The sequence below is a fragment of the Streptacidiphilus sp. ASG 303 genome, assembly GCF_020991365.1.
Classification (GTDB): domain Bacteria; phylum Actinomycetota; class Actinomycetes; order Streptomycetales; family Streptomycetaceae; genus Peterkaempfera.
The window spans coordinates 270279-290522 of the sequence record NZ_JAJLRA010000003.1 but is presented as its reverse complement, the minus strand read 5'-3'; the positions used below and the strand labels follow the sequence as shown (position 1 = coordinate 290522).

The 20244-nt window shown below is 72.9% G+C and carries 12 protein-coding genes; 9 read left to right on the top strand and 3 right to left on the bottom strand.

Going from position 1 to position 20244, the window contains the following annotated elements; genetic code table 11:
• Window positions 1-963 precede the first annotated feature (963 nt).
• From rpoB to LO771_RS06120, 3 genes are all read left to right on the top strand, one after another.
• The gene (gene rpoB / locus LO771_RS06130; protein WP_230648813.1) at window positions 964-4440 is read left to right on the top strand and encodes a DNA-directed RNA polymerase subunit beta; all 3477 of its coding nucleotides are present in this window, start codon (window positions 964-966) and stop codon (window positions 4438-4440) included.
• A 101-nt stretch (window positions 4441-4541) separates the two neighbouring features.
• Window positions 4542-8435 carry a DNA-directed RNA polymerase subunit beta' gene (locus LO771_RS06125; RefSeq protein WP_230648811.1) on the top strand — a complete coding sequence of 1298 codons (3894 nt, stop codon included), beginning with the start codon at window positions 4542-4544 and terminating at the stop codon, window positions 8433-8435.
• A 129-nt stretch (window positions 8436-8564) separates the two neighbouring features.
• Entirely contained in the window at window positions 8565-8765 is a 201-nt protein-coding gene (locus LO771_RS06120) for a hypothetical protein (RefSeq protein WP_230648808.1), read from the top strand.
• 48 nt (window positions 8766-8813) lie between these two features.
• Here LO771_RS06120 and LO771_RS06115 read toward each other — a convergent pair whose 3' ends face one another.
• Entirely contained in the window at window positions 8814-11153 is a 2340-nt protein-coding gene (locus tag LO771_RS06115) for a helicase-associated domain-containing protein (RefSeq protein WP_230648806.1), read from the bottom strand.
• 182 nt (window positions 11154-11335) lie between these two features.
• On the opposite strand from LO771_RS06115, the gene LO771_RS06110 reads away from it, so the two are divergent.
• Window positions 11336-12745, top strand: a complete 1410-nt coding sequence (locus LO771_RS06110) for a sensor histidine kinase (protein ID WP_230648804.1) — start codon at window positions 11336-11338, stop codon at window positions 12743-12745.
• On the top strand, window positions 12697-13347 hold the full coding sequence (locus LO771_RS06105) for a response regulator transcription factor (RefSeq protein WP_230648802.1): 651 nt from the start codon (window positions 12697-12699) through the stop codon (window positions 13345-13347). Before LO771_RS06110 ends, LO771_RS06105 begins: the two co-directional genes overlap by 49 nt.
• Before the next feature lie 40 nt (window positions 13348-13387).
• Here the strand turns inward: LO771_RS06105 and LO771_RS06100 are convergent, their stop codons facing one another.
• Window positions 13388-15079 carry a transporter gene (locus LO771_RS06100; protein WP_230648800.1) on the bottom strand — a complete coding sequence of 564 codons (1692 nt, stop codon included), beginning with the start codon at window positions 15077-15079 and terminating at the stop codon, window positions 13388-13390.
• Window positions 15076-15864 carry an ABC transporter ATP-binding protein gene (locus tag LO771_RS06095; protein WP_230648798.1) on the bottom strand — a complete coding sequence of 263 codons (789 nt, stop codon included), beginning with the start codon at window positions 15862-15864 and terminating at the stop codon, window positions 15076-15078. The genes LO771_RS06100 and LO771_RS06095 overlap by 4 nt, the downstream gene beginning before the upstream one ends.
• A gap of 188 nt (window positions 15865-16052) precedes the next feature.
• Here LO771_RS06095 and LO771_RS06090 point away from each other — a divergent pair, with 188 nt between their 5' ends.
• The 4 genes from LO771_RS06090 (at window position 16053) to fusA (ending at window position 20147) form a co-directional block, all read left to right on the top strand.
• On the top strand, window positions 16053-16631 hold the full coding sequence (locus LO771_RS06090; protein WP_308188845.1) for a DUF1707 and DUF4190 domain-containing protein: 579 nt from the start codon (window positions 16053-16055) through the stop codon (window positions 16629-16631).
• A gap of 523 nt (window positions 16632-17154) precedes the next feature.
• Entirely contained in the window at window positions 17155-17526 is a 372-nt protein-coding gene (gene rpsL / locus LO771_RS06085) for a 30S ribosomal protein S12 (protein ID WP_014144289.1), read from the top strand.
• A gap of 2 nt (window positions 17527-17528) precedes the next feature.
• Window positions 17529-17999, top strand: coding sequence for a 30S ribosomal protein S7 (rpsG, locus tag LO771_RS06080; RefSeq protein WP_055588949.1), 471 nt, complete (start codon window positions 17529-17531; stop codon window positions 17997-17999).
• 42 nt (window positions 18000-18041) lie between these two features.
• A complete protein-coding gene (gene fusA, locus LO771_RS06075) occupies window positions 18042-20147 on the top strand; it encodes an elongation factor G (protein WP_230648796.1) in 2106 nt (701 codons plus the stop codon).
• The last annotated feature ends 97 nt before the right edge of the window (window positions 20148-20244 follow it).

Here is a 20244-nt window from a genome sequence, read left to right as displayed (position 1 = left end):
GACTGCAGCCCCCTCGCGGGGCGGGCCGGGGCGGCCACCCTCCGGGGTGGCCGCCCCGGCCTTCTGCGTGCCCCGGCCTTCTGCGTGCCCCGGCCTTCTGCGTGCCCCGGCCGCCCCTGTGCCCGGCCCCGCCGGCCCGCCCGCTCCCGCCGCCCCGCACCGCCGCCCTCCGGCGCCCCGGGGGCGCGGGCCCTGCTTTTCCCCGCCGCCCGGCCCCGCGGGCCCTCCTGCGGCCCTGACGGCCCGCGGCGGGCCCCTTCCCGGACCGCCGCGCCCCTCCCGGCCCCTCCCGCCCTCCGGGCCCGCCCCACGCCCCGTGCGCCCCCGGCGGCCACCGGGGGGCGGCCCCGTCCCGGTTCCGTCCCGGTGCCCCGGCCCGCCGTCCCCGCCTCCGTCGGTGCCGCCCGGTATGGTGAGCGCAGTCACGGCCGCACCGCCCCCACCACGGGTTCTCCGTCGGCACGGGGGCACCGCCGACCGGCGCCCGCGGCGATCCCCGCAGCGTCCGGCCCTTGACGAACCGCACGCCGCGCGCGATTCTCAGGACGCGCGGTCACTCCGTCCGGTCCGGCGTGCATGAACCGGGCCCGTGACGGGAAGTGAACACGGCGTGAGATGTACGGCCTTTCCGAGGGGCCGTACGACAGGCAGGAACCGCCCTGCAGACCGCCCCGACGGGGGCGGTCGGCACGAGGGAGGGAGTCTCCGATTCGGCCTCCGGATCAGAGCTGGACAGCAGTGTGCCGAACGGCTACACTGTCCCTTTGCGCTGCCTGTTAGCTGCTCCGTGACTCGTCGCCCGGAGTTCGCACTGCCCTGAACAGGGGTGGCATCCCGACCGAAACTCTTCCCGACCAGGAGAAACCTCCTGGTGGTGAGGGGTCCGCGAGGTCGGGGGCCGGTCCTGGGAAGGTCGGGCCCGGTACGCGCGTAGTGAGTCCGAGCCCTCGGAAGGACCCCCTCTTGGCCGCCTCGCGCAACGCCTCGAACAACTCCGCCTCCACCGCACCCCTGCGTGTCTCCTTCGCGAAGATCCGCGAGCCTCTCGAGGTACCCAACCTCCTCGCCCTGCAGACCGAGAGCTTCGACTGGCTGCTCGGCAACGCGGCGTGGAAGGCCCGTGTCGAGAGCGCCCTCGCGAACGGACACGACGTCCCCACCAAGTCCGGCCTCGAGGAGATCTTCGAGGAGATCTCGCCGATCGAGGACTTCTCCGGCTCCATGTCGCTGACCTTCCGCGACCACCGTTTCGAGCCGCCGAAGAACTCCATCGACGAGTGCAAGGAGCGCGACTTCACCTACGCCGCGCCGCTTTTCGTCACCGCCGAGTTCACCAACAACGAGACCGGCGAGATCAAGTCGCAGACGGTCTTCATGGGCGACTTCCCGCTCATGACCAACAAGGGCACCTTCGTCATCAACGGCACCGAGCGTGTCGTGGTGTCGCAGCTGGTCCGCTCCCCGGGCGTCTACTTCGACTCGTCGCTCGACAAGACCTCCGACAAGGACGTCTTCTCCGCCAAGGTCATCCCCTCCCGCGGTGCCTGGCTGGAGATGGAGATCGACAAGCGCGACATGGTCGGCGTCCGCATCGACCGCAAGCGCAAGCAGTCCGTCACCGTGCTGCTGAAGGCCCTCGGCTGGACCAACGAGATGATCCTCGAGGAGTTCGGCGAGTACGAGTCGATGCGCGCCACCCTGGAGAAGGACCACACCCAGGGCCAGGACGACGCGCTGCTGGACATCTACCGCAAGCTGCGCCCGGGCGAGCCGCCGACCAAGGAGGCCGCCCAGACCCTGCTGGAGAACCTCTACTTCAACCCGAAGCGCTACGACCTCGCCAAGGTCGGCCGCTACAAGGTCAACCGCAAGCTCGGCATCGACGAGTCCCTGGACTCCGGCGTGCTCACCGAGCAGGACGTCATCGCCACCATCAAGTACCTGGTCAAGCTGCACGCCGGCGAGACCGAGTGGGTGGACGCCGAGGAGGGTCGCGACATCGTCGTCGAGGTCGACGACATCGACCACTTCGGCAACCGCCGCCTGCGCAACGTCGGCGAGCTCATCCAGAACCAGGTCCGCACCGGCCTGGCCCGCATGGAGCGCGTCGTCCGCGAGCGGATGACCACCCAGGACGTCGAGGCGATCACGCCGCAGACCCTGATCAACATCCGGCCGGTCGTCGCCTCCATCAAGGAGTTCTTCGGCACCAGCCAGCTGTCCCAGTTCATGGACCAGACGAACCCGCTGTCGGGCCTGACCCACAAGCGCCGTCTCTCCGCGCTGGGCCCCGGCGGTCTGTCCCGTGAGCGGGCCGGCTTCGAGGTCCGCGACGTGCACCCGTCGCACTACGGCCGCATGTGCCCGATCGAGACCCCCGAAGGCCCGAACATCGGCCTGATCGGCTCGCTCGCCTCCTACGGCCGGGTCAACGCCTTCGGCTTCGTCGAGACCCCGTACCGCAAGGTCGTCGACGGTGTGGTCACCGAGCAGGTGGACTACCTCACCGCCGACGAGGAGGACCGCTTCGTCATCGCGCAGGCCAACGCCCCGCTGACCGACGAGCTGACCTTCGCCGAGCCCCGTGTCCTCGTCCGCCGCCGCGGCGGCGAGATCGACTACATCCCGGGCACCGAGGTCGACTACATGGACGTCTCGCCGCGCCAGATGGTGTCGGTCGCGACCGCCATGATCCCCTTCCTCGAGCACGACGACGCCAACCGCGCGCTCATGGGCTCGAACATGATGCGCCAGGCCGTCCCGCTGCTGAAGAGCGAGGCGCCGCTGGTCGGCACCGGCATGGAGTACCGCGCCGCCGTCGACGCCGCCGACGTCATCGCCGCCGAGAAGGCCGGTGTGGTCCAGGAGGTCTCCGCGGACTACATCACCGTCGCCAACGACGACGGCACCTACACCACCTACCGGGTGGCCAAGTTCACGCGCTCCAACCAGGGCACCGCCTTCAACCAGAAGGTGATCGTGGACGAGGGCGCCCGTATCGAGGTCGGCCAGGTGCTGGCCGACGGCCCCTGCACCGACGAGGGCGAGATGGCCCTCGGCAAGAACCTGCTCGTGGCGTTCATGCCGTGGGAGGGCCACAACTACGAGGACGCGATCATCCTGTCGCAGCGCCTCGTGCAGGACGACGTCCTCTCCTCGATCCACATCGAGGAGCACGAGGTCGACGCCCGCGACACCAAGCTGGGCCCCGAGGAGATCACCCGGGACATCCCGAACGTCTCCGAGGAGGTCCTCGCCGACCTCGACGAGCGCGGCATCATCCGCATCGGCGCCGACGTCGTCACCGGCGACATCCTGGTCGGCAAGGTCACGCCCAAGGGCGAGACCGAGCTGACCCCGGAGGAGCGCCTGCTCCGCGCGATCTTCGGCGAGAAGGCGCGCGAGGTCCGCGACACCTCGCTGAAGGTGCCGCACGGCGAGTCCGGCAAGGTCATCGGCGTCCGCGTCTTCGACCGCGAGGAGGGCGACGAGCTTCCCCCGGGCGTCAACCAGCTGGTCCGCGTCTACGTGGCCCAGAAGCGGAAGATCACCGACGGTGACAAGCTCGCCGGCCGCCACGGCAACAAGGGCGTCATCTCCAAGATCCTCCCGGTCGAGGACATGCCGTTCCTCGAGGACGGCACCCCGGTCGACATCGTCCTCAACCCGCTCGGTGTCCCGTCCCGGATGAACCCGGGACAGGTCCTGGAGACCCACCTCGGCTGGCTGGCCAAGCAGGGCTGGGACGTCTCCGGCATCGCCGACGAGTGGGCCCGCCGCCTCCAGGCGATCGACGCGGACCAGGTCGAGCCCGGCACCAACCTGGCGACCCCGGTCTTCGACGGCGCCCGCGAGGACGAGATCACCGGCCTGCTGGAGAACACCATCCCCAATCGGGACGGCAACCGCATGGTCGGCGCCTCCGGCAAGGCGCAGCTCTTCGACGGCCGCTCCGGCGAGCCGTTCCCGCACCCGATCTCCGTCGGGTACATGTACATCCTCAAGCTGCACCACCTGGTCGACGACAAGCTCCACGCCCGTTCGACCGGCCCGTACTCGATGATCACCCAGCAGCCGCTCGGTGGTAAGGCGCAGTTCGGCGGTCAGCGCTTCGGCGAGATGGAGGTGTGGGCCCTGGAGGCGTACGGCGCGGCCTACGCCCTGCAGGAGCTGCTCACCATCAAGTCCGACGACGTGCTCGGCCGCGTGAAGGTCTACGAGGCCATCGTCAAGGGCGAGAACATCCCGGAGCCCGGCATCCCCGAGTCCTTCAAGGTCCTCATCAAGGAGATGCAGTCGCTCTGCCTGAACGTGGAGGTGCTGTCGTCCGACGGCATGTCCATCGAGATGCGTGACTCCGACGAGGACGTGTTCCGCGCCGCCGAGGAGCTCGGTATCGACCTGTCCCGGCGCGAGCCGAGCAGCGTCGAAGAGGTCTGACGGAGGTCGGCGGGGCCCCGCCCCGGCGAGGCCCCGCCACCCCCAAGGCCCCCATCAGACCAGACGAAAGACTCGACCCCTGAAAGAGGGCTTGACGAAAAGTGCTCGACGTCAACTTCTTCGATGAGCTGCGCATCGGCCTGGCCACCGCCGACGACATCCGCCAGTGGTCCCACGGCGAGGTCAAGAAGCCCGAGACCATCAACTACCGCACCCTGAAGCCGGAAAAGGACGGGCTCTTCTGCGAGAAGATCTTCGGCCCCACCCGGGACTGGGAGTGCTACTGCGGCAAGTACAAGCGCGTCCGCTTCAAGGGCATCATCTGTGAGCGCTGCGGCGTCGAGGTGACCCGCGCCAAGGTGCGCCGCGAGCGGATGGGCCACATCGAGCTGGCCGCCCCCGTCACGCACATCTGGTACTTCAAGGGCGTGCCGAGCCGGCTCGGCTACCTCCTCGACCTCGCGCCGAAGGACCTCGAGAAGGTCATCTACTTCGCCGCCTACATGATCACCTGGGTGGACGACGAGCGCCGCACCCGCGACCTGCCGTCGCTGGAGGCCCACGTCTCCGTCGAGCGCCAGCAGATCGAGCAGCGCCGCGACTCCGACCTGGAGGCCCGCGCCAAGAAGCTCGAGTCCGACCTGGGCGAGCTGGAGGCCGAGGGCGCCAAGGCCGACGTGCGCCGCAAGGTGCGCGAGGGCGCCGAGCGCGAGATGAAGCAGCTGCGCGACCGCGCCCAGCGCGAGCTGGACCGCCTCGACGAGGTGTGGAGCCGCTTCAAGAACCTCAAGGTCCAGGACCTCGAGGGCGACGAGCTGCTCTACCGCGAGCTGCGCGACCGCTTCGGCACCTACTTCTCCGGTGCGATGGGCGCCGCGGCGCTGCAGAAGCGCCTGGAGTCCTTCGACCTCGAGGAGGAGGCCGAGCGCCTCCGCGAGATCATCAAGACCGGCAAGGGCCAGAAGAAGACCCGCGCGCTCAAGCGCCTCAAGGTCGTCTCCGCGTTCCTGCAGACCCGCAACAAGCCCAACGGCATGGTGCTGGACTGCGTCCCGGTCATCCCGCCGGACCTGCGTCCGATGGTGCAGCTGGACGGCGGCCGCTTCGCGACCTCCGACCTGAACGACCTGTACCGCCGCGTGATCAACCGGAACAACCGCCTCAAGCGGCTCCTCGACCTCGGCGCGCCCGAGATCATCGTCAACAACGAGAAGCGCATGCTGCAGGAGGCCGTCGACGCGCTGTTCGACAACGGCCGCCGCGGCCGGCCGGTCACCGGCCCGGGCAACCGCCCGCTGAAGTCGCTCTCCGACATGCTCAAGGGCAAGCAGGGCCGCTTCCGGCAGAACCTGCTCGGCAAGCGCGTCGACTACTCGGCCCGCTCCGTCATCGTCGTCGGCCCGCAGCTCAAGCTGCACCAGTGCGGCCTGCCCAAGGCCATGGCGCTGGAGCTCTTCAAGCCGTTCGTGATGAAGCGCCTGGTGGACCTCAACCACGCGCAGAACATCAAGTCGGCGAAGCGCATGGTCGAGCGCGCCCGCCCCGTGGTGTGGGACGTCCTCGAAGAGGTCATCGCCGAGCACCCGGTCCTCCTGAACCGTGCGCCCACCCTGCACCGCCTGGGCATCCAGGCCTTCGAGCCGCAGCTGGTCGAGGGCAAGGCCATCCAGATCCACCCGCTCGTCTGCACCGCGTTCAACGCGGACTTCGACGGCGACCAGATGGCCGTCCACCTGCCGCTGTCGGCGGAGGCCCAGGCCGAGGCCCGCATCCTGATGCTGTCCTCGAACAACATCCTCAAGCCGGCCGACGGCCGCCCGGTGACCATGCCCACCCAGGACATGGTGCTCGGCCTGTTCTTCCTCACCTCCGACCGCGAGGACGTGAAGGGCGGCGGCCGCTCGTTCACCTCGACCGCCGAGGCCATGATGGCCTTCGACGCCCGCGAGCTGGACCTCCAGGCCCCGATCGACGTCCGCCTGCCCGCCGGCACCGTGCCGCCGCGCGGCTGGACCCCGCCGCTCGACGAGGACGGCGCCCCCACCTGGGTCGACGGTGAGCCCTTCCGGCTCTCCACCACCCTGGGCCGCGCCCTCTTCAACGAGCTGCTGCCCGAGGACTACCCCTTCGTCGACTACGAGGTCGGCAAGAAGCAGCTCTCGGCGATCGTCAACGACCTGGCCGAGCGGTACCCCAAGGTCACCGTCGCGGCCACGCTGGACAACCTCAAGTCGGCCGGCTTCCACTGGGCGACCCGCTCCGGCGTCACCGTCTCGATCTCCGACGTCGTCGTGCCGCCGAGCAAGCCCCAGATCCTCGAGGGCTACGAGGCGCAGGCCGAGAAGATCCAGAAGCAGTACGAGCGCGGTCTGATCACCAACGACGAGCGCAAGCAGGAGCTCGTCGCGATCTGGACCAAGGCGACCAACGAGGTCGCCGAGGCGATGAACGCGAACTTCCCGAAGACCAACCCCATCTTCATGATGGTGGACTCGGGAGCCCGCGGAAACATGATGCAGATGCGTCAGATCGCCGGTATGCGCGGTCTGGTGTCCAACGCCAAGAACGAGACCATCCCGCGTCCCATCAAGGCCTCGTTCCGCGAGGGCCTCACCGTGCTGGAGTACTTCATCTCCACCCACGGTGCCCGTAAGGGTCTCGCCGACACCGCCCTGCGGACCGCCGACTCGGGCTACCTCACCCGTCGTCTGGTCGACGTCTCGCAGGACGTGATCATCCGCGAGGAGGACTGCGGCACCGAGCGCGGCCTCAAGCTGGAGATCGCCTCCGTGGGCGCCGACGGCGTGCTGCGCAAGGCCGACGACGTCGAGACCAGCGTCTACGCCCGCATGCTCGCCGAGGACATCACCGTCGACGGCAAGGTGCTGGCGCAGGCCAACACCGACCTGGGCGACGTGCTGATCGACGAGCTGGTCCGCCACGGTGTCTCCACCGTCAAGACCCGCTCGATCCTCACCTGCGAGTCGGCGGTCGGCACCTGCGCCATGTGCTACGGCCGCTCCCTGGCCACCGGCAAGCTGGTGGACATCGGCGAGGCCGTCGGCATCATCGCCGCCCAGTCCATCGGTGAGCCCGGCACCCAGCTCACGATGCGCACCTTCCACACCGGTGGTGTGGCCGGTGACGACATCACCCAGGGTCTGCCCCGTGTCGTCGAGCTCTTCGAGGCCCGCACCCCCAAGGGTGTCGCCCCGATCAGCGAGGCGGCCGGCCGGGTCCGCATCGAGGACACCGAGAAGACCCGCAAGATCGTCGTCACCCCCGACGACGGCAGCGAGGAGATCGCGTACCCGGTCTCCAAGCGCGTGAAGCTGCTCGTCGGCGAGGGCGACGCGGTCGAGGTCGGCCAGAAGCTGACCATGGGCGCCACCAACCCGCACGACGTGCTGCGCATCCTGGGTCAGCGGGCCGTCCAGGTCCACCTGGTCCAGGAGGTCCAGAAGGTCTACAACTCGCAGGGCGTGTCGATCCACGACAAGCACATCGAGATCATCATCCGGCAGATGCTGCGCCGCGTGACGATCATCGAGTCCGGCGACGCGGAGCTGCTGCCCGGCGAGCTCGTCGAGCGCGGCCGCTTCGAGACCGAGAACCGCCGCGTGGTGTCCGAGGGCGGCCACCCCGCCTCCGGCCGTCCGCAGCTGATGGGTATCACCAAGGCCTCGCTGGCCACCGAGTCCTGGCTGTCGGCCGCCTCCTTCCAGGAGACGACCCGGGTGCTCACCGACGCGGCGATCCACGCCAAGTCGGACCCGCTGCTGGGCCTCAAGGAGAACGTCATCATCGGCAAGCTCATCCCGGCCGGTACGGGTCTGCCCCGCTACCGCAACATCCGGGTCGAGCCCACCGAGGAGGCGAAGGCCGCGATGTACTCGGCCGTCGGCTACGACGACTACGACATCTCGCCGTTCGGCGCCGGCTCCGGCCAGGCCGTCCCGCTGGAGGACTACGACTACGGGCCGTACACCGGCTGAGTCGCCCGACAGCACCGCACGACCGCGAGGGCGGCCGCTCCCGAGAGGGGGCGGCCGCCCTCGCGGCATGTGCGGGGACCTCACCGGCACCGTGTGGCACCGCGCGGTCGCGGGCGCCATCATCGGGTCATGGAGACGACCCCCCGGCCCGATGAGGCCGACGACAGGCTCCCCATCGAGCGGGCGGCCCCGGAACGGCGCTCCGGGGAGGAGGCCGCCGCCGAGGCCGTCCCCCGCCACCCGGCCCGGCGGCCCGAGCGCTTCACCGAGGCACTGGACCGGATCACGGCGGAGGACGGGGAGCTGCTGCGGAGACTGGCCGGTCGGTGACCCCGAGCACCGGCCCGTCCGCCCGCCGGAGCACCCGGCCTCCCGGTCTCAGCGGCCCAGCAGCTTCGCCGCCAGGGCCTCGGCGCTGTGCGGGCCGGGGCCGCCGCGCCGCACCGCGCGGGAGAGCGGCGGCATGGTGGAGGGGGCGCGTTGCCCGGGCACCCGCTCCACCACGGTGGTGCCCGACGCCGCCTCCAGCACCGGGGCGTACCCGGCGGCCCGCAGGGCGGCCAGTGCGGCGTCCGGCTCGGCGGCGCTGACCAGAACGGTCGGGGCGATCCGGCGCAGGCCCAGCCTCGCGAGGACGCGGGAGCGGGACAGCTCCAGCACCAGCGCTTCGTCGTCGGACCGGACGCAGCAGGCGGAGCGGACCACCCGCATCCGGCCGTGGGTGCGGGCGGCGTCCTTGACCAGGTACTCCAGCGGCTGCGGCAGCGCCCGCCCGTCGGCGGAGGCCGCCGCGAGCCGCTCCAGCAGGTCGGCCGCGTCGAGGCCGCCGTCCAGGGCACGGCGCACCGAGGCGGCGCTGATCCGCCACACCATGGCGTGGCCCTCCGACTCGCGGACCGCGCAGGAGGAGAGCAGGTCGGTCAGCTCGGGGGAGGCGGCCCCCGCAACGACGGCCGTCAGGTCCGCCTGGAAGCGCGCCGTGGTCTGCGGCGTGGGCAGCAGCTCCGCGAGCGCCCCGGAGAGCCGCCGCACCGCGGCGTCGACCGCCGGCTCCGAGTCCAGCCGGGGCCCGGCACCGGGGACGGCGGGGAACCACCGGTCCGCGCCGGAGTCCAGCAGCCCGCGCACGGCGTGCCCGACCGGGGTGAGCGCCCCGTGGGCGACCACGCCCAGCAGCTCCGCCTCGGCGAGGGTCGCCCGCGCCCGCTCCTCCGGGAAGGCCCCGGCGAACTCCAGCGGTCGCCGCCACGCCACCGCGTCCCGCAGGGAGTCCGCCCCCGCCGGTCCCAGTCCGCGGCCGCCGGGGAGGTCGGCCAGGGCGTCCAGCAGCACCCTGCGCACGGTCACCGCGCCCGGGTCCTGCGGGCCGAACAGCGCCACCGGGGTACCGTCCTCCTCCGGCCAGTGGGTGAAGACCTCCGGCACCACCGCCCAGGTCGCCAGCAGCGGCAGCAGCCGCCCGGCGGGCGGCTCCGCCAGCCACGCGTCGTACCGCGCGGTCGGCAGCAGCCGGGCCGCAGGCTGCGGCGGCGGCGCGGACCGGCGGCCGCGGGTCCTCGGCGGCGGCTCCTCCTCCACGGGGGCCAGCAGGTCGGCGTTGGCCGCCAGGTCCAGCCACAGCCTCGCCTGCTCCTCGGGGACGCCGGCCGCCTTCGCCAGCCGCCGGGTGTCCCGCACCGCGATCCCGCCCGCCTTCCGTAGCGAGGGCGGCTGCTCCGCCACCGCCCGCAGGAGCAGCTCCGCCCGGGCGGCCGCCGCGGCTGCGGCGGCCTGTGCCTCGTCCGCGGCCCGCGCGGGCAGCGGCACCAGCCCGGCCGCCCGGGGCGGAAGGGCGTCGAACGTCCAGGCGTCCCCGTCCTCGCGCAGCGCCTCGGCGACCTCGCGCACCAGCTCCACCAGGTCGGTGCCGACGGGGACCACCATGCCCCGTGCCGCCAGCCAGTCCGTGCCCGGGTCGCCGGACCCGCCGGGCCGGAACGCGAACTTCGTGCGGCCCGCGACGTAGTAGCCGTACTGCGCCGTGAAGCAGCGGGTCAGCAGCGCCGGCGGCCCGGGCACCAGCCGCTCCAGCAGGTCCAGCGCCTCCTGCGGCGCCTCGGAGACGAGCGCCCGCACCGCCGTCCGGTCGCCGAGCACCGCCGCGACCGCCCGCTGCGCCTCGTCCCGGTTGCGGGCCTTCGGCAGCCCCAGTTCGGCCGCGATCGCGTGGATCTCGCCCGCGTTGAAGGCATCGCCCAGCAGGGCGGCGGCCGGCCTGCCGAGTCCCCGCAGCCGCGCGGACCGGCGGTGCACCAGCGCGGGCACCGCCACGTCGGCGCCGTGCGGCGGCAGGACGAGCGCCCGCGCCGCCAGGCGGTCGAGGCACTCCTCCGCGGCCTGCCGGGAGGGCCTGTCCCGGGCCAGGGCGTCCAGCAGTGCGGCACGGGGGACGGCCCGCTCCGCGGGGTCGGTGCCGCTCGCGTCCCACGGCCCGTACCGCCGGTCGGCCAGCCCCGCCGCGGCCGTGAGCACCTGCAGCTCCGGCAGGGTGAGCAGGCCGAGGGCCGCGGCCGTGGAGTGGTCGCCTAGCAGGTGGGCGGCGAGCCCCCGGAGGCTGCCGAGCGCCTGCGGCTCGTACGCGGCCGCCGCGGGCAGTCCACGCTCCCGCAGCAGGACGGTGAGCTGGTCGGGAGTGCGGTCGGCGAGCCAGGACGTGAGGGCGGCGGCGCTTCTGTGCATGGCACGACCCTAGGCCTGGCGAGGCCGCCGGAGTGCCGCTTCCCGGCGGCGGCCGCACCGGCGGGGGTGGTGCTGGCACCACCCCCGCCGAGGGGTCCCAGGGCCAGTGACCCGGCGGGGGCGGGCGCGGCAGACTGGCGTGCGACAGCGGCAGGGACGGGCGTACGGACGGGGAGCGGTGCATGAGCGTGGGGGAGCCGGTGGCGGGGGAGGGCCCGAGGGCCGAGCTGGAGCGGGTCCGGGTGTGGACGGCGGAGCGGCTGACGGCGCTGTGGCGGTGCGCCCTGCTCTGCCTCCGGGCGTTCCTCGGACCGGCGGTCCTGCTGGCGGTCCTCGCCGTCCTGCTGGCGTTCGCCGTCCAGGGCGTCGTGGGCCGCCTCACCGTCCTGCCGTACCTCGCGGCCGGAGGCTGCGCCCTGGCGGCCGCCGCCTTCGGCCTCGGCCGGCGCAACGCCCGGTGGTCCCGGCGGCAGGCCGCGCAGTGGTTCGGCGTCCGCCTCCCCGAGTCCTACGACCCGCTGCCCCCGCTGGAGCAGGGCGACCGCGGCCACTGGTGGAGCGGCCACGCCTACCACCGCCGCCGCTGGACCGCGCAGGTCTCCCGGCACGTCCACCGGGCGCTGCGCGACCCGGGCACCTGGCGCGACCAGGCGTGGCTGCTCGCCAACCCGGTGGCCGCCGGACTGACCGCCGGGGTGGCCGCCGGCCTGTTCGCGGCGGGCGTCCCGGTCACCGGACTGGCCTTCGTGAACCTCCTGGACAGCTACCCCTTCGAGAAGCCGGGGATCGCCCAGGCCCTGCTCCTGGGCCTGGCCGCCGCGGCCGCGGGCCTGGTGCTGGCCCCGTACGCGCTGCGCCTGCACACCCGCTGGATGCGGCACTTCCTCGACCCCGAGGACGGCGCCACCCGCGCGGAGCTCGCCGAGCGGGTGCAGCACCTCACCGCCAGCCGTGCCGACGCCGTCGGCGACCAGGCCGCCGAGCTGCGGCGCATCGAGCGCGACCTGCACGACGGCGCCCAGGCCCGCCTGGTGGCCATCGGCATGACGCTGGGCACCATCGAGCACCTGATGGACACCGACGCGCCCGCCGCCCGCGCCCTGCTCGCCGACGCCCGGCAGGCGTCCCACAAGGCCCTGCAGGAGCTGCGGGACCTGGTGCGGGGCATCCACCCGCCGGTCCTGGCCGAGCGCGGCCTCGCCGACGCCGTCCGCGCCCTGGCGCTGGACAGCCCGCTGCCCGTGGAGGTCTGCGCGGACCTGCCGGAGCGCCCGCCGGCCCCGGTGGAGGCCGCCGCCTACTTCTGCGTCTGCGAGCTGCTGGCCAACGCGGCCAAGCACTCCGGCGCCCGCCAGGTCTGGGTGGACCTGCTCCACCGCGCCGGGTCCCTGCGGATCACCGTGACCGACGACGGGCGCGGCGGCGCCGACCCGGCGCGCGGCAGCGGGCTGCGCGGGATCGGGCGCCGGCTCGGTACCTTCGACGGAGTCCTCGCCCTGAGCAGCCCGCCGGGCGGCCCGACCACCGTGACCATGGAGCTGCCGTGCGCGTCGTCCTCGCCGAGGACCTCTACCTCCTCCGGGAAGGCCTGACCCGGCTGCTGGAGGCCCACGGCTTCACCGTCGTGGCCGCCGTGGAGACCGGCCCCGACCTGCTGGCCGCGCTCCTGGAGCAGCGGCCGGACGTCGCCGTGGTGGACGTCCGGCTGCCGCCCACCCTCACCGACGAGGGCCTCCAGGCGGCGCTGGCCGCGCGCCGGGAGATCCCGGGCCTGCCGGTGCTCGTCCTCTCCCAGCACGTGCAGCAGCTGTACGCCCGCGAGCTGCTGGCGGACGGCACCGGCGGTGTCGGCTACCTGCTCAAGGACCGGGTCTTCAACGCCGGCCAGTTCGTCGACGCCGTGCGCCGGGTGGCGGCCGGCGGCACCGCCATGGACCCCGACGTCATCGCCCGGCTGCTGGAGCGCGGGGAGCGCTCCCGGCCGGTGGGCCGGCTCACGCCCCGCGAGCGGGAGGTGCTGGAGCTGATGGCGGAGGGCTGCTCCAACTCGGCGATCGCCGCCCGGCTGACCGTCAGCGACGGCGCCGTCGCCAAGCACATCGCCAACATCTTCGCCAAGCTGGGGCTGGCCCCCACCGACGACGCGAACCGCCGGGTCCAGGCCGTCCTGGCGCACCTCGACGCGGTGCGCTGACGGACGGCCCGGGCGCCCGGCCGCCCCGGTACGGCGCTGCTCAGCGCTCCACCACGGCGGCCAGCACCTCCGGCAGCCGCCGGGGCAGCAGCCGGCCCGCCAGCCGGACGCCGAGCGCCGCCATCCCGGCGCCGTAGAGCGCACCGGCCGGGAGCACGGTCCAGGTCGGCCCGTCCGCCAGGTGCAGGGCCAACGCCGCCACGCCCAGCGGCACCGTCAGCACCACCACCCCGAGCATGGACCCGAACATGTTGCCCAGGACCAGCCCGGCCTGCCCGGGGGCGGCGTTCTGCATGGGGTTGCCGCCCGCCGGCATGGCGTACGGCAGCAGCACGCTCAGCACCGCGCCGACGCCCGCGCCGCCGCCCAGCAGGCCCCAGGTGAGCCCCAGCGCCTCCGGGAGGTCCGCCCAGCCCCCGCCGAACGCGGCCAGCACCGCCCCCAGCAGCGCCGTGGACGGCACGGCGTACGCGGCCACCGCCCGGACCCGTCCGCGCAGTTCGGCCCTGGCGTCCGCCGGACCGGCGATCGTGGCCGCCACCATCCAGAACGCGGACCCGTCCATGCCGAACAGGTTGAGCGTCTGCAGCCCCAGCACCAGGCCGCCGAACGCCACCGTGTACACGCTCATGCCGCCCTGCACCGCGGCGAGCACGGACAGGGCGGCCATCATGCCGATGCCGCTGAACACGGCCGCCCTCGCCCGTGGCTCCCGCCGGACGTAGCGCAGCTGCCGCTGCAGGGCCGCCCCGGACCGGTCCGCGGGCAGCAGCCGCGAGGAGAGGCCCCCGCCGCGCCGCGCCTCGCGGACCTCGGGGGCGGCGGCGAGCGTGGAGGAGTCCGCGGTGACCATGAGCCGCTGCAGGGAGGCCCGCCACCAGCGGAGCAGCAGCACCAGCAGGCCCGCGGCCGCCGCCAGCTGCACCGCGGCCGCCGCCCACGCGCCGTCGCCCGCCGAGCGGACCGCGCCGAGCGCGCTCACCGGCGGCACCCAGCGCAGCACGGCGCCCGCCGGCTCCAGCGCCGAGAGGTCGACGCCTCCCGTGCCCGGCCTGCCGAGGACGCCCTGGAAGGCGATGTTGGCGCTCTGGATCAGCACCGCGAACAGCAGGCCGCCGAAGACGGCGAGGTCGCGGCCGCGCCGGCTGGAGAGCATCCGGGCGTTGCCCGCCGCCACCGCGCGGGACAGCACCACCAGGGTGAGCACCGCCAGCGGCACCGCCGCCACCGCCGTCGCGGCCCCGGCCGCCCCGGCCGCCGCGGCCGCCGCCGCACCGCCCAGCACCACCGCGCTCAGCAGCGGGCCCGGGCCGACGAGCGCCGCCAGCAGCATCCCCCGCAGCAGGGGCGACGGCCGCAGCGGCAGCATCGTCAGGCGGGTGGGGTCGGCGCTCTCGTCGCCGGCGAAGAGGAAGAGCGGCACGCCCGCCCAGCCCAGCGCCAGCCCGGTGGCGACGACCACCGCCGCGTCGCCCGCGCCCCGGTGGCCGTGCAGGGCGGCCAGCGCGACCGCGGTCCCGGACGCCAGCAGCAGGCCCAGGGCGGAGCCGACGACGTAGGCGACGGCCCGGCCGCCGTTGCGCCGCAGGCCGTTGCGGAGCAGCCGCACCTTCAGTGAGACCACCGCCCGCACCACGTCCCGGTCGGCGGCCGCCCCCCGGGCGGGTGCCGCGACCCCGGCGGAGGCGCCCCCGGCCGGCGTGTCCCCGGCGGACGTGTCCGCGGCGGTCACCGGGCGTCCCCGGGGCGTGCGCCGAGCCAGCCCAGCGAGGCGCCGGCGCCGTCGTCGCGCGCCCCGACCAGGTCGAGGAACGCCTCGTGCAGGCTGCGGCCGCCGCGCACCTCGTCCAGCGGCCCCCGGGCGACCACCCGTCCGGCGTTCATCACCGCCACCCGGTCGCAGAGCTGCTCCACCAGCTCCATGACGTGGCTGGAGAGGACCACGGTGCCGCCGGACGCCGCGTACCGCTTCAGCACGCCCCGGACGGTCTGGGCGGAGACCGGGTCCACGCCCTCGAAGGGCTCGTCCAGGAAGAGCACCCGCGGGTTGTGCAGCAGCGCCGCCGCCAGCCCGGCCTTCTTCCGCATGCCCGTGGAGTAGTCCGCGACCAGCCTGCCCCCGGCGCCGTCCAGGTCGAGGACCCGCAGCAGCTCGTCGGCGCGCCGGTCCACCTCCGCCGCGGGCAGCCCCCGCAGCCGCCCGCCGTACTGCAGCAGCTCCCGCCCGCTCAGCCGCTCGAACATCCGCAGCCCCTCGGGGAGGATCCCGATCCCCGCCTTGACCGCGACGGGGTCGCGCCACACGTCGGCGCCGTGGACCAGGACCGTGCCGTGGTCGGGCCGCAGCAGTCCGGTGGCCATCGACAGCGTGGTGGTCTTGCCCGCGCCGTTCGGCCCCACCAGGCCGAAGAAGCTGCCGGCGGGGATCTCCAGGTCGACGCCCGCCACGGCGACCTGCTGCCCGAACCTCTTCCAGAGGCCGCGTATCCCCACCGCGACCGGTGGTGCTGCGTCCATGTGCCGCCCCTTCGCCCTCGTCCCCGACGCCCGCTGACGGGCCGTCGGCCGTCATCCTTCCCGAACGGCCCACCCGCCGGGCGCCGCCGCGTGTCACAGGTCCTCGACGGTTTCCGCGGCGGGAACGCGCGGCGGCGCCCCGTCGTCCACTATGAGGAGGACACTGGGGCGGGATCCGGAGGTGACCGATGGCCGTTCAGCCGGGGCGGGGCGCCCCTCAGCCGTGGGGGCCCTGGCAGCCAGCCCAGCAGTCCGTCCAGTCGCCGCAGGCGGTGATGCGCGCGGCGCACGCCGACCGCGAGCGCACCGTCGACGTGCTCAAGGCCTCCTACGCCGAGGGCAGGCTGACGCCCGACGAGTACGGCCAGCGGGTCGAGGCCGCCTACCGCGCGCTGACGTACGGTGAGCTCACCGCGCTGGTCGCGGACCTGCCCACCGGTCCGATGGGCGTGCCGGGGGGCATGGTGCCCGCGGCCTTCGGGCCGCCGCAGCCCCTCGTCCACCCCCAGCCGTACGTCTTCGTCCCGCCGTACCGGCCCGCGCCGCCGACCAACGGCATGGCGGCGGCCTCGATGGTGCTGGGCCTGCTCGGCTTCATGCCGTTCGGCCTCGCCTCCCTGCCGGCGGCGGTGCTCGGGCACGTCGCCCGGGCCCGGATCCGGGAGTCGGGGGAGCAGGGGGACGGCATGGCCACGGCCGGCCTGGTGCTGGGCTGGATCGGCACCGCGTTCTGGGCGCTCGTCCTCCTCTTCTCCACGGCCGCCTGAGGCGCGGGCCCGGTCCGGCCGTGCCCGCCGGGCAGGCGCCCGCCGGACCGGCCGCACCGCCGCCGGTCGGACCGGGGCCGGTCGGGAGGGGTTTCGCACCGCGCCGCACCGGGTTACCGTGGGCCTGCCCGGAACCCGCCGCGGCGGCCGGTCCGGCGGACCGCGCCGTGCCGCCCCGGACCCGGCCCGTGCCCGGCGACGCCCCGCGACCTGCGGCTGCCCATTTGTTTTGACCCGCGCCCATGCGGTAGGTACGCTCTGACCTTGTGCCTGGGGTGTCCCCGGGTCTCTTGTGCGTGCATGCACACCGGCCGCCGCGCGGCCGGAACCGCCCCGCGGGTCCGCCCGAGCGGGCGCGGCGGCGGCACACCGCACCTTGGGATTCCGTGATTCCTCGTCCCGAGCCCGCAGTCGCGGGCCACAGGATCGGAAGAGGCCCGACACGCCCGACCTCGTGGGTCGGACGGGGCGGGAGCGCCAGGTTAGTTCCACCAAGCCTTGGCACACAGAAAACGGAGAAACGGTGCCTACGATCCAGCAGCTGGTCCGAAAGGGCCGGCAGGACAAGGTCGAGAAGAACAAGACGCCCGCACTGAAGGGTTCGCCCCAGCGCCGCGGCGTCTGCACGCGTGTGTACACGACCACCCCGAAGAAGCCCAACTCGGCTCTCCGCAAGGTCGCCCGTGTGCGCCTCACCAGCGGGATCGAGGTCACCGCCTACATCCCGGGCGAGGGCCACAACCTGCAGGAGCACTCCATCGTGCTCGTGCGCGGCGGTCGTGTGAAGGACCTGCCGGGTGTGCGCTACAAGATCATCCGCGGCTCCCTCGACACCCAGGGTGTCAAGAACCGCAAGCAGGCCCGCAGCCGCTACGGCGCCAAGAAGGAGAAGTAAGAATGCCTCGCAAGGGCCCCGCCCCGAAGCGCCCGGTCATCATCGACCCGGTCTACAACTCCCCCCTGGTGACCTCGCTCGTCAACAAGGTCCTCCTGCACGGCAAGCGCTCCACCGCCGAGCGCATCGTGTACGGCGCCCTCGAGGGCATCCGTGAGAAGAGCGGCAACGACCCGGTCGTCACCCTCAAGCGCGCCCTGGAGAACGTGAAGCCGACCCTCGAGGTCCGCTCCCGCCGCGTCGGCGGCGCCACCTACCAGGTGCCGGTCGAGGTCCGCCCGGGCCGCTCCACCACCCTGGCGCTGCGCTGGCTGGTCGGCTACTCCCGCGCCCGCCGCGAGAAGACCATGACCGAGCGCCTGCTCAACGAGATCCTCGACGCCTCCAACGGCCTCGGCGCCTCCGTGAAGCGCCGCGAGGACACCCACAAGATGGCCGAGTCCAACAAGGCCTTCGCGCACTACCGCTGGTAGTCGACCCGCCTACGACGCAAACGAGAGAGAAGACGAGCCACCATGGCTACTACCTCCCTTGACCTGGCCAAGGTCCGCAACATCGGGATCATGGCCCACATCGACGCGGGCAAGACCACCACCACCGAGCGGATCCTGTTCTACACCGGTGTGAGCTACAAGATCGGTGAGGTCCACGACGGCGCCGCCACGATGGACTGGATGGAGCAGGAGCAGGAGCGCGGCATCACCATCACGTCCGCCGCGACGACCTGCCACTGGACCGTGGACGGTGCCGACCACACCATCAACATCATCGACACCCCGGGCCACGTCGACTTCACCGTCGAGGTGGAGCGCTCGCTGCGCGTGCTCGACGGTGCCGTGACGGTGTTCGACGGTGTCGCCGGTGTGGAGCCCCAGTCCGAGACCGTGTGGCGCCAGGCCGACCGCTACAACGTCCCGCGCATCTGCTTCGTCAACAAGCTGGACCGCGTGGGCGCGGAGTTCCACCGCTGCGTCGACATGATCGTCGACCGCCTCGGTGCGACCCCGCTGGTCATGCAGCTCCCGATCGGTGCCGAGGCGGACTTCCGCGGCGTCGTCGACCTGGTCCGCATGAAGGCGCTGCTGTGGTCCGAGGACGCCCCCAAGGGCGAGATGTACGACGTCGTCGACATCCCGGACACCCACGTGGACGTCGCCCAGGAGTGGCGCGACAAGCTGCTCGAGACCGCGGCCGAGGCCGACGACCAGCTGATGGAGCTGTACCTGGAGGGCACCGAGCCCACCATGGAGCAGCTGAAGGCCGGCATCCGCCGCGCCACCATCGCCGGCAGCCTGACCCCGGTCTTCTGCGGCACCGCGTTCAAGAACAAGGGTGTCCAGCCCCTGCTCGACGCGATCGTGGAGTACCTCCCCTCCCCGACCGACGTCGAGGGCGTCACCGGCCACAAGGTCGGCGACGAGGAGACCGAGATCTTCCGCAAGGCCTCCGACGAGGAGCCCCTCTCGGCCCTGGCCTTCAAGATCATGAGCGACCCGCACCTCGGCAAGCTCACCTTCGTCCGGATCTACTCCGGCCGTCTCGAGTCCGGCACCCAGGTGCTGAACTCGGTGAAGGGCCGCAAGGAGCGGATCGGCAAGATCTACCGGATGCACGCGAACAAGCGTGAGGAGATCCCCAGCGTCGGTGCCGGCGACATCATCGCCGTCATGGGCCTGAAGGACACCACCACCGGTGAGACCCTGTGCGACGCCGCGAACCCGGTGATCCTCGAGTCCATGAACTTCCCGGCCCCGGTGATCCAGGTCGCCATCGAGCCGAAGTCCAAGGGCGACCAGGAGAAGCTGGGCGTCGCGATCCAGCGCCTGGCCGAGGAGGACCCGTCCTTCCAGGTCCACACGGACGAGGAGACGGGCCAGACCATCATCGCGGGCATGGGCGAGCTGCACCTCGAGGTGCTGGTCGACCGCATGAAGCGCGAGTTCCGGGTCGAGGCCAACGTCGGCAAGCCGCAGGTGGCGTACCGCGAGACCATCCGCAAGGGTGTCGAGCGGATCGACTACACGCACAAGAAGCAGACCGGTGGCTCCGGCCAGTTCGCGAAGGTCCAGATCGCCATCGAGCCTCTCGAGGGCGGCGAGGGCTACGAGTTCGTGAACAAGGTCACGGGCGGCCGCGTGCCGAAGGAGTACATCCCCTCGGTCGACGCCGGTGCCCAGGAGGCCATGGAGTTCGGCGTCCTGGCCGGCTACCCGATGGTGGGCGTGCGCGTCACCCTGCTCGACGGTGCCTACCACGAGGTCGACTCCTCCGAGCTCGCCTTCAAGATCGCCGGCTCCATGGCGTTCAAGGAGGGTGCGCGCAAGGCCAGCCCGGCCCTGCTCGAGCCCATGATGGCCGTCGAGGTCACCACGCCCGAGGACTACATGGGCGACGTGATCGGCGACATCAACTCCCGCCGCGGCCAGATCCAGGCCATGGAGGAGCGCAGCGGAGCCCGGGTCGTCAAGGCCCTCGTCCCGCTGTCCGAGATGTTCGGCTACGTCGGTGACCTGCGCAGCAAGACCTCTGGCCGCGCGAGCTACTCGATGCAGTTCGACTCGTACGCCGAGGTTCCGCGGAACGTGGCGGACGACATCATCGCCAAGGCCAAGGGCGAGTGACGATCCGGATTTTCCGGACCAACCGCAAGCCTTAGGCTGTAAGGAGGCATCCCCGGCACCCCCCTCCCAGGGGGACGGGTGCCGGGGGGCCTCCGGC

Coding starts and splice junctions, on each gene's coding strand:
- LO771_RS06120 (WP_230648808.1), top strand. CDS start 8,565: ATGGAGACGACCCCCCGGCCCGATGAGGCCGACGACAGGCTCCCCATC.
- LO771_RS06115 (WP_230648806.1), bottom strand. CDS start 11,153: ATGCACAGAAGCGCCGCCGCCCTCACGTCCTGGCTCGCCGACCGCACT.
- LO771_RS06110 (WP_230648804.1), top strand. CDS start 11,336: ATGAGCGTGGGGGAGCCGGTGGCGGGGGAGGGCCCGAGGGCCGAGCTG.
- LO771_RS06095 (WP_230648798.1), bottom strand. CDS start 15,864: ATGGACGCAGCACCACCGGTCGCGGTGGGGATACGCGGCCTCTGGAAG.
- LO771_RS06090 (WP_308188845.1), top strand. CDS start 16,053: ATGGCCGTTCAGCCGGGGCGGGGCGCCCCTCAGCCGTGGGGGCCCTGG.
- rpsG (WP_055588949.1), top strand. CDS start 17,529: ATGCCTCGCAAGGGCCCCGCCCCGAAGCGCCCGGTCATCATCGACCCG.
- fusA (WP_230648796.1), top strand. CDS start 18,042: ATGGCTACTACCTCCCTTGACCTGGCCAAGGTCCGCAACATCGGGATC.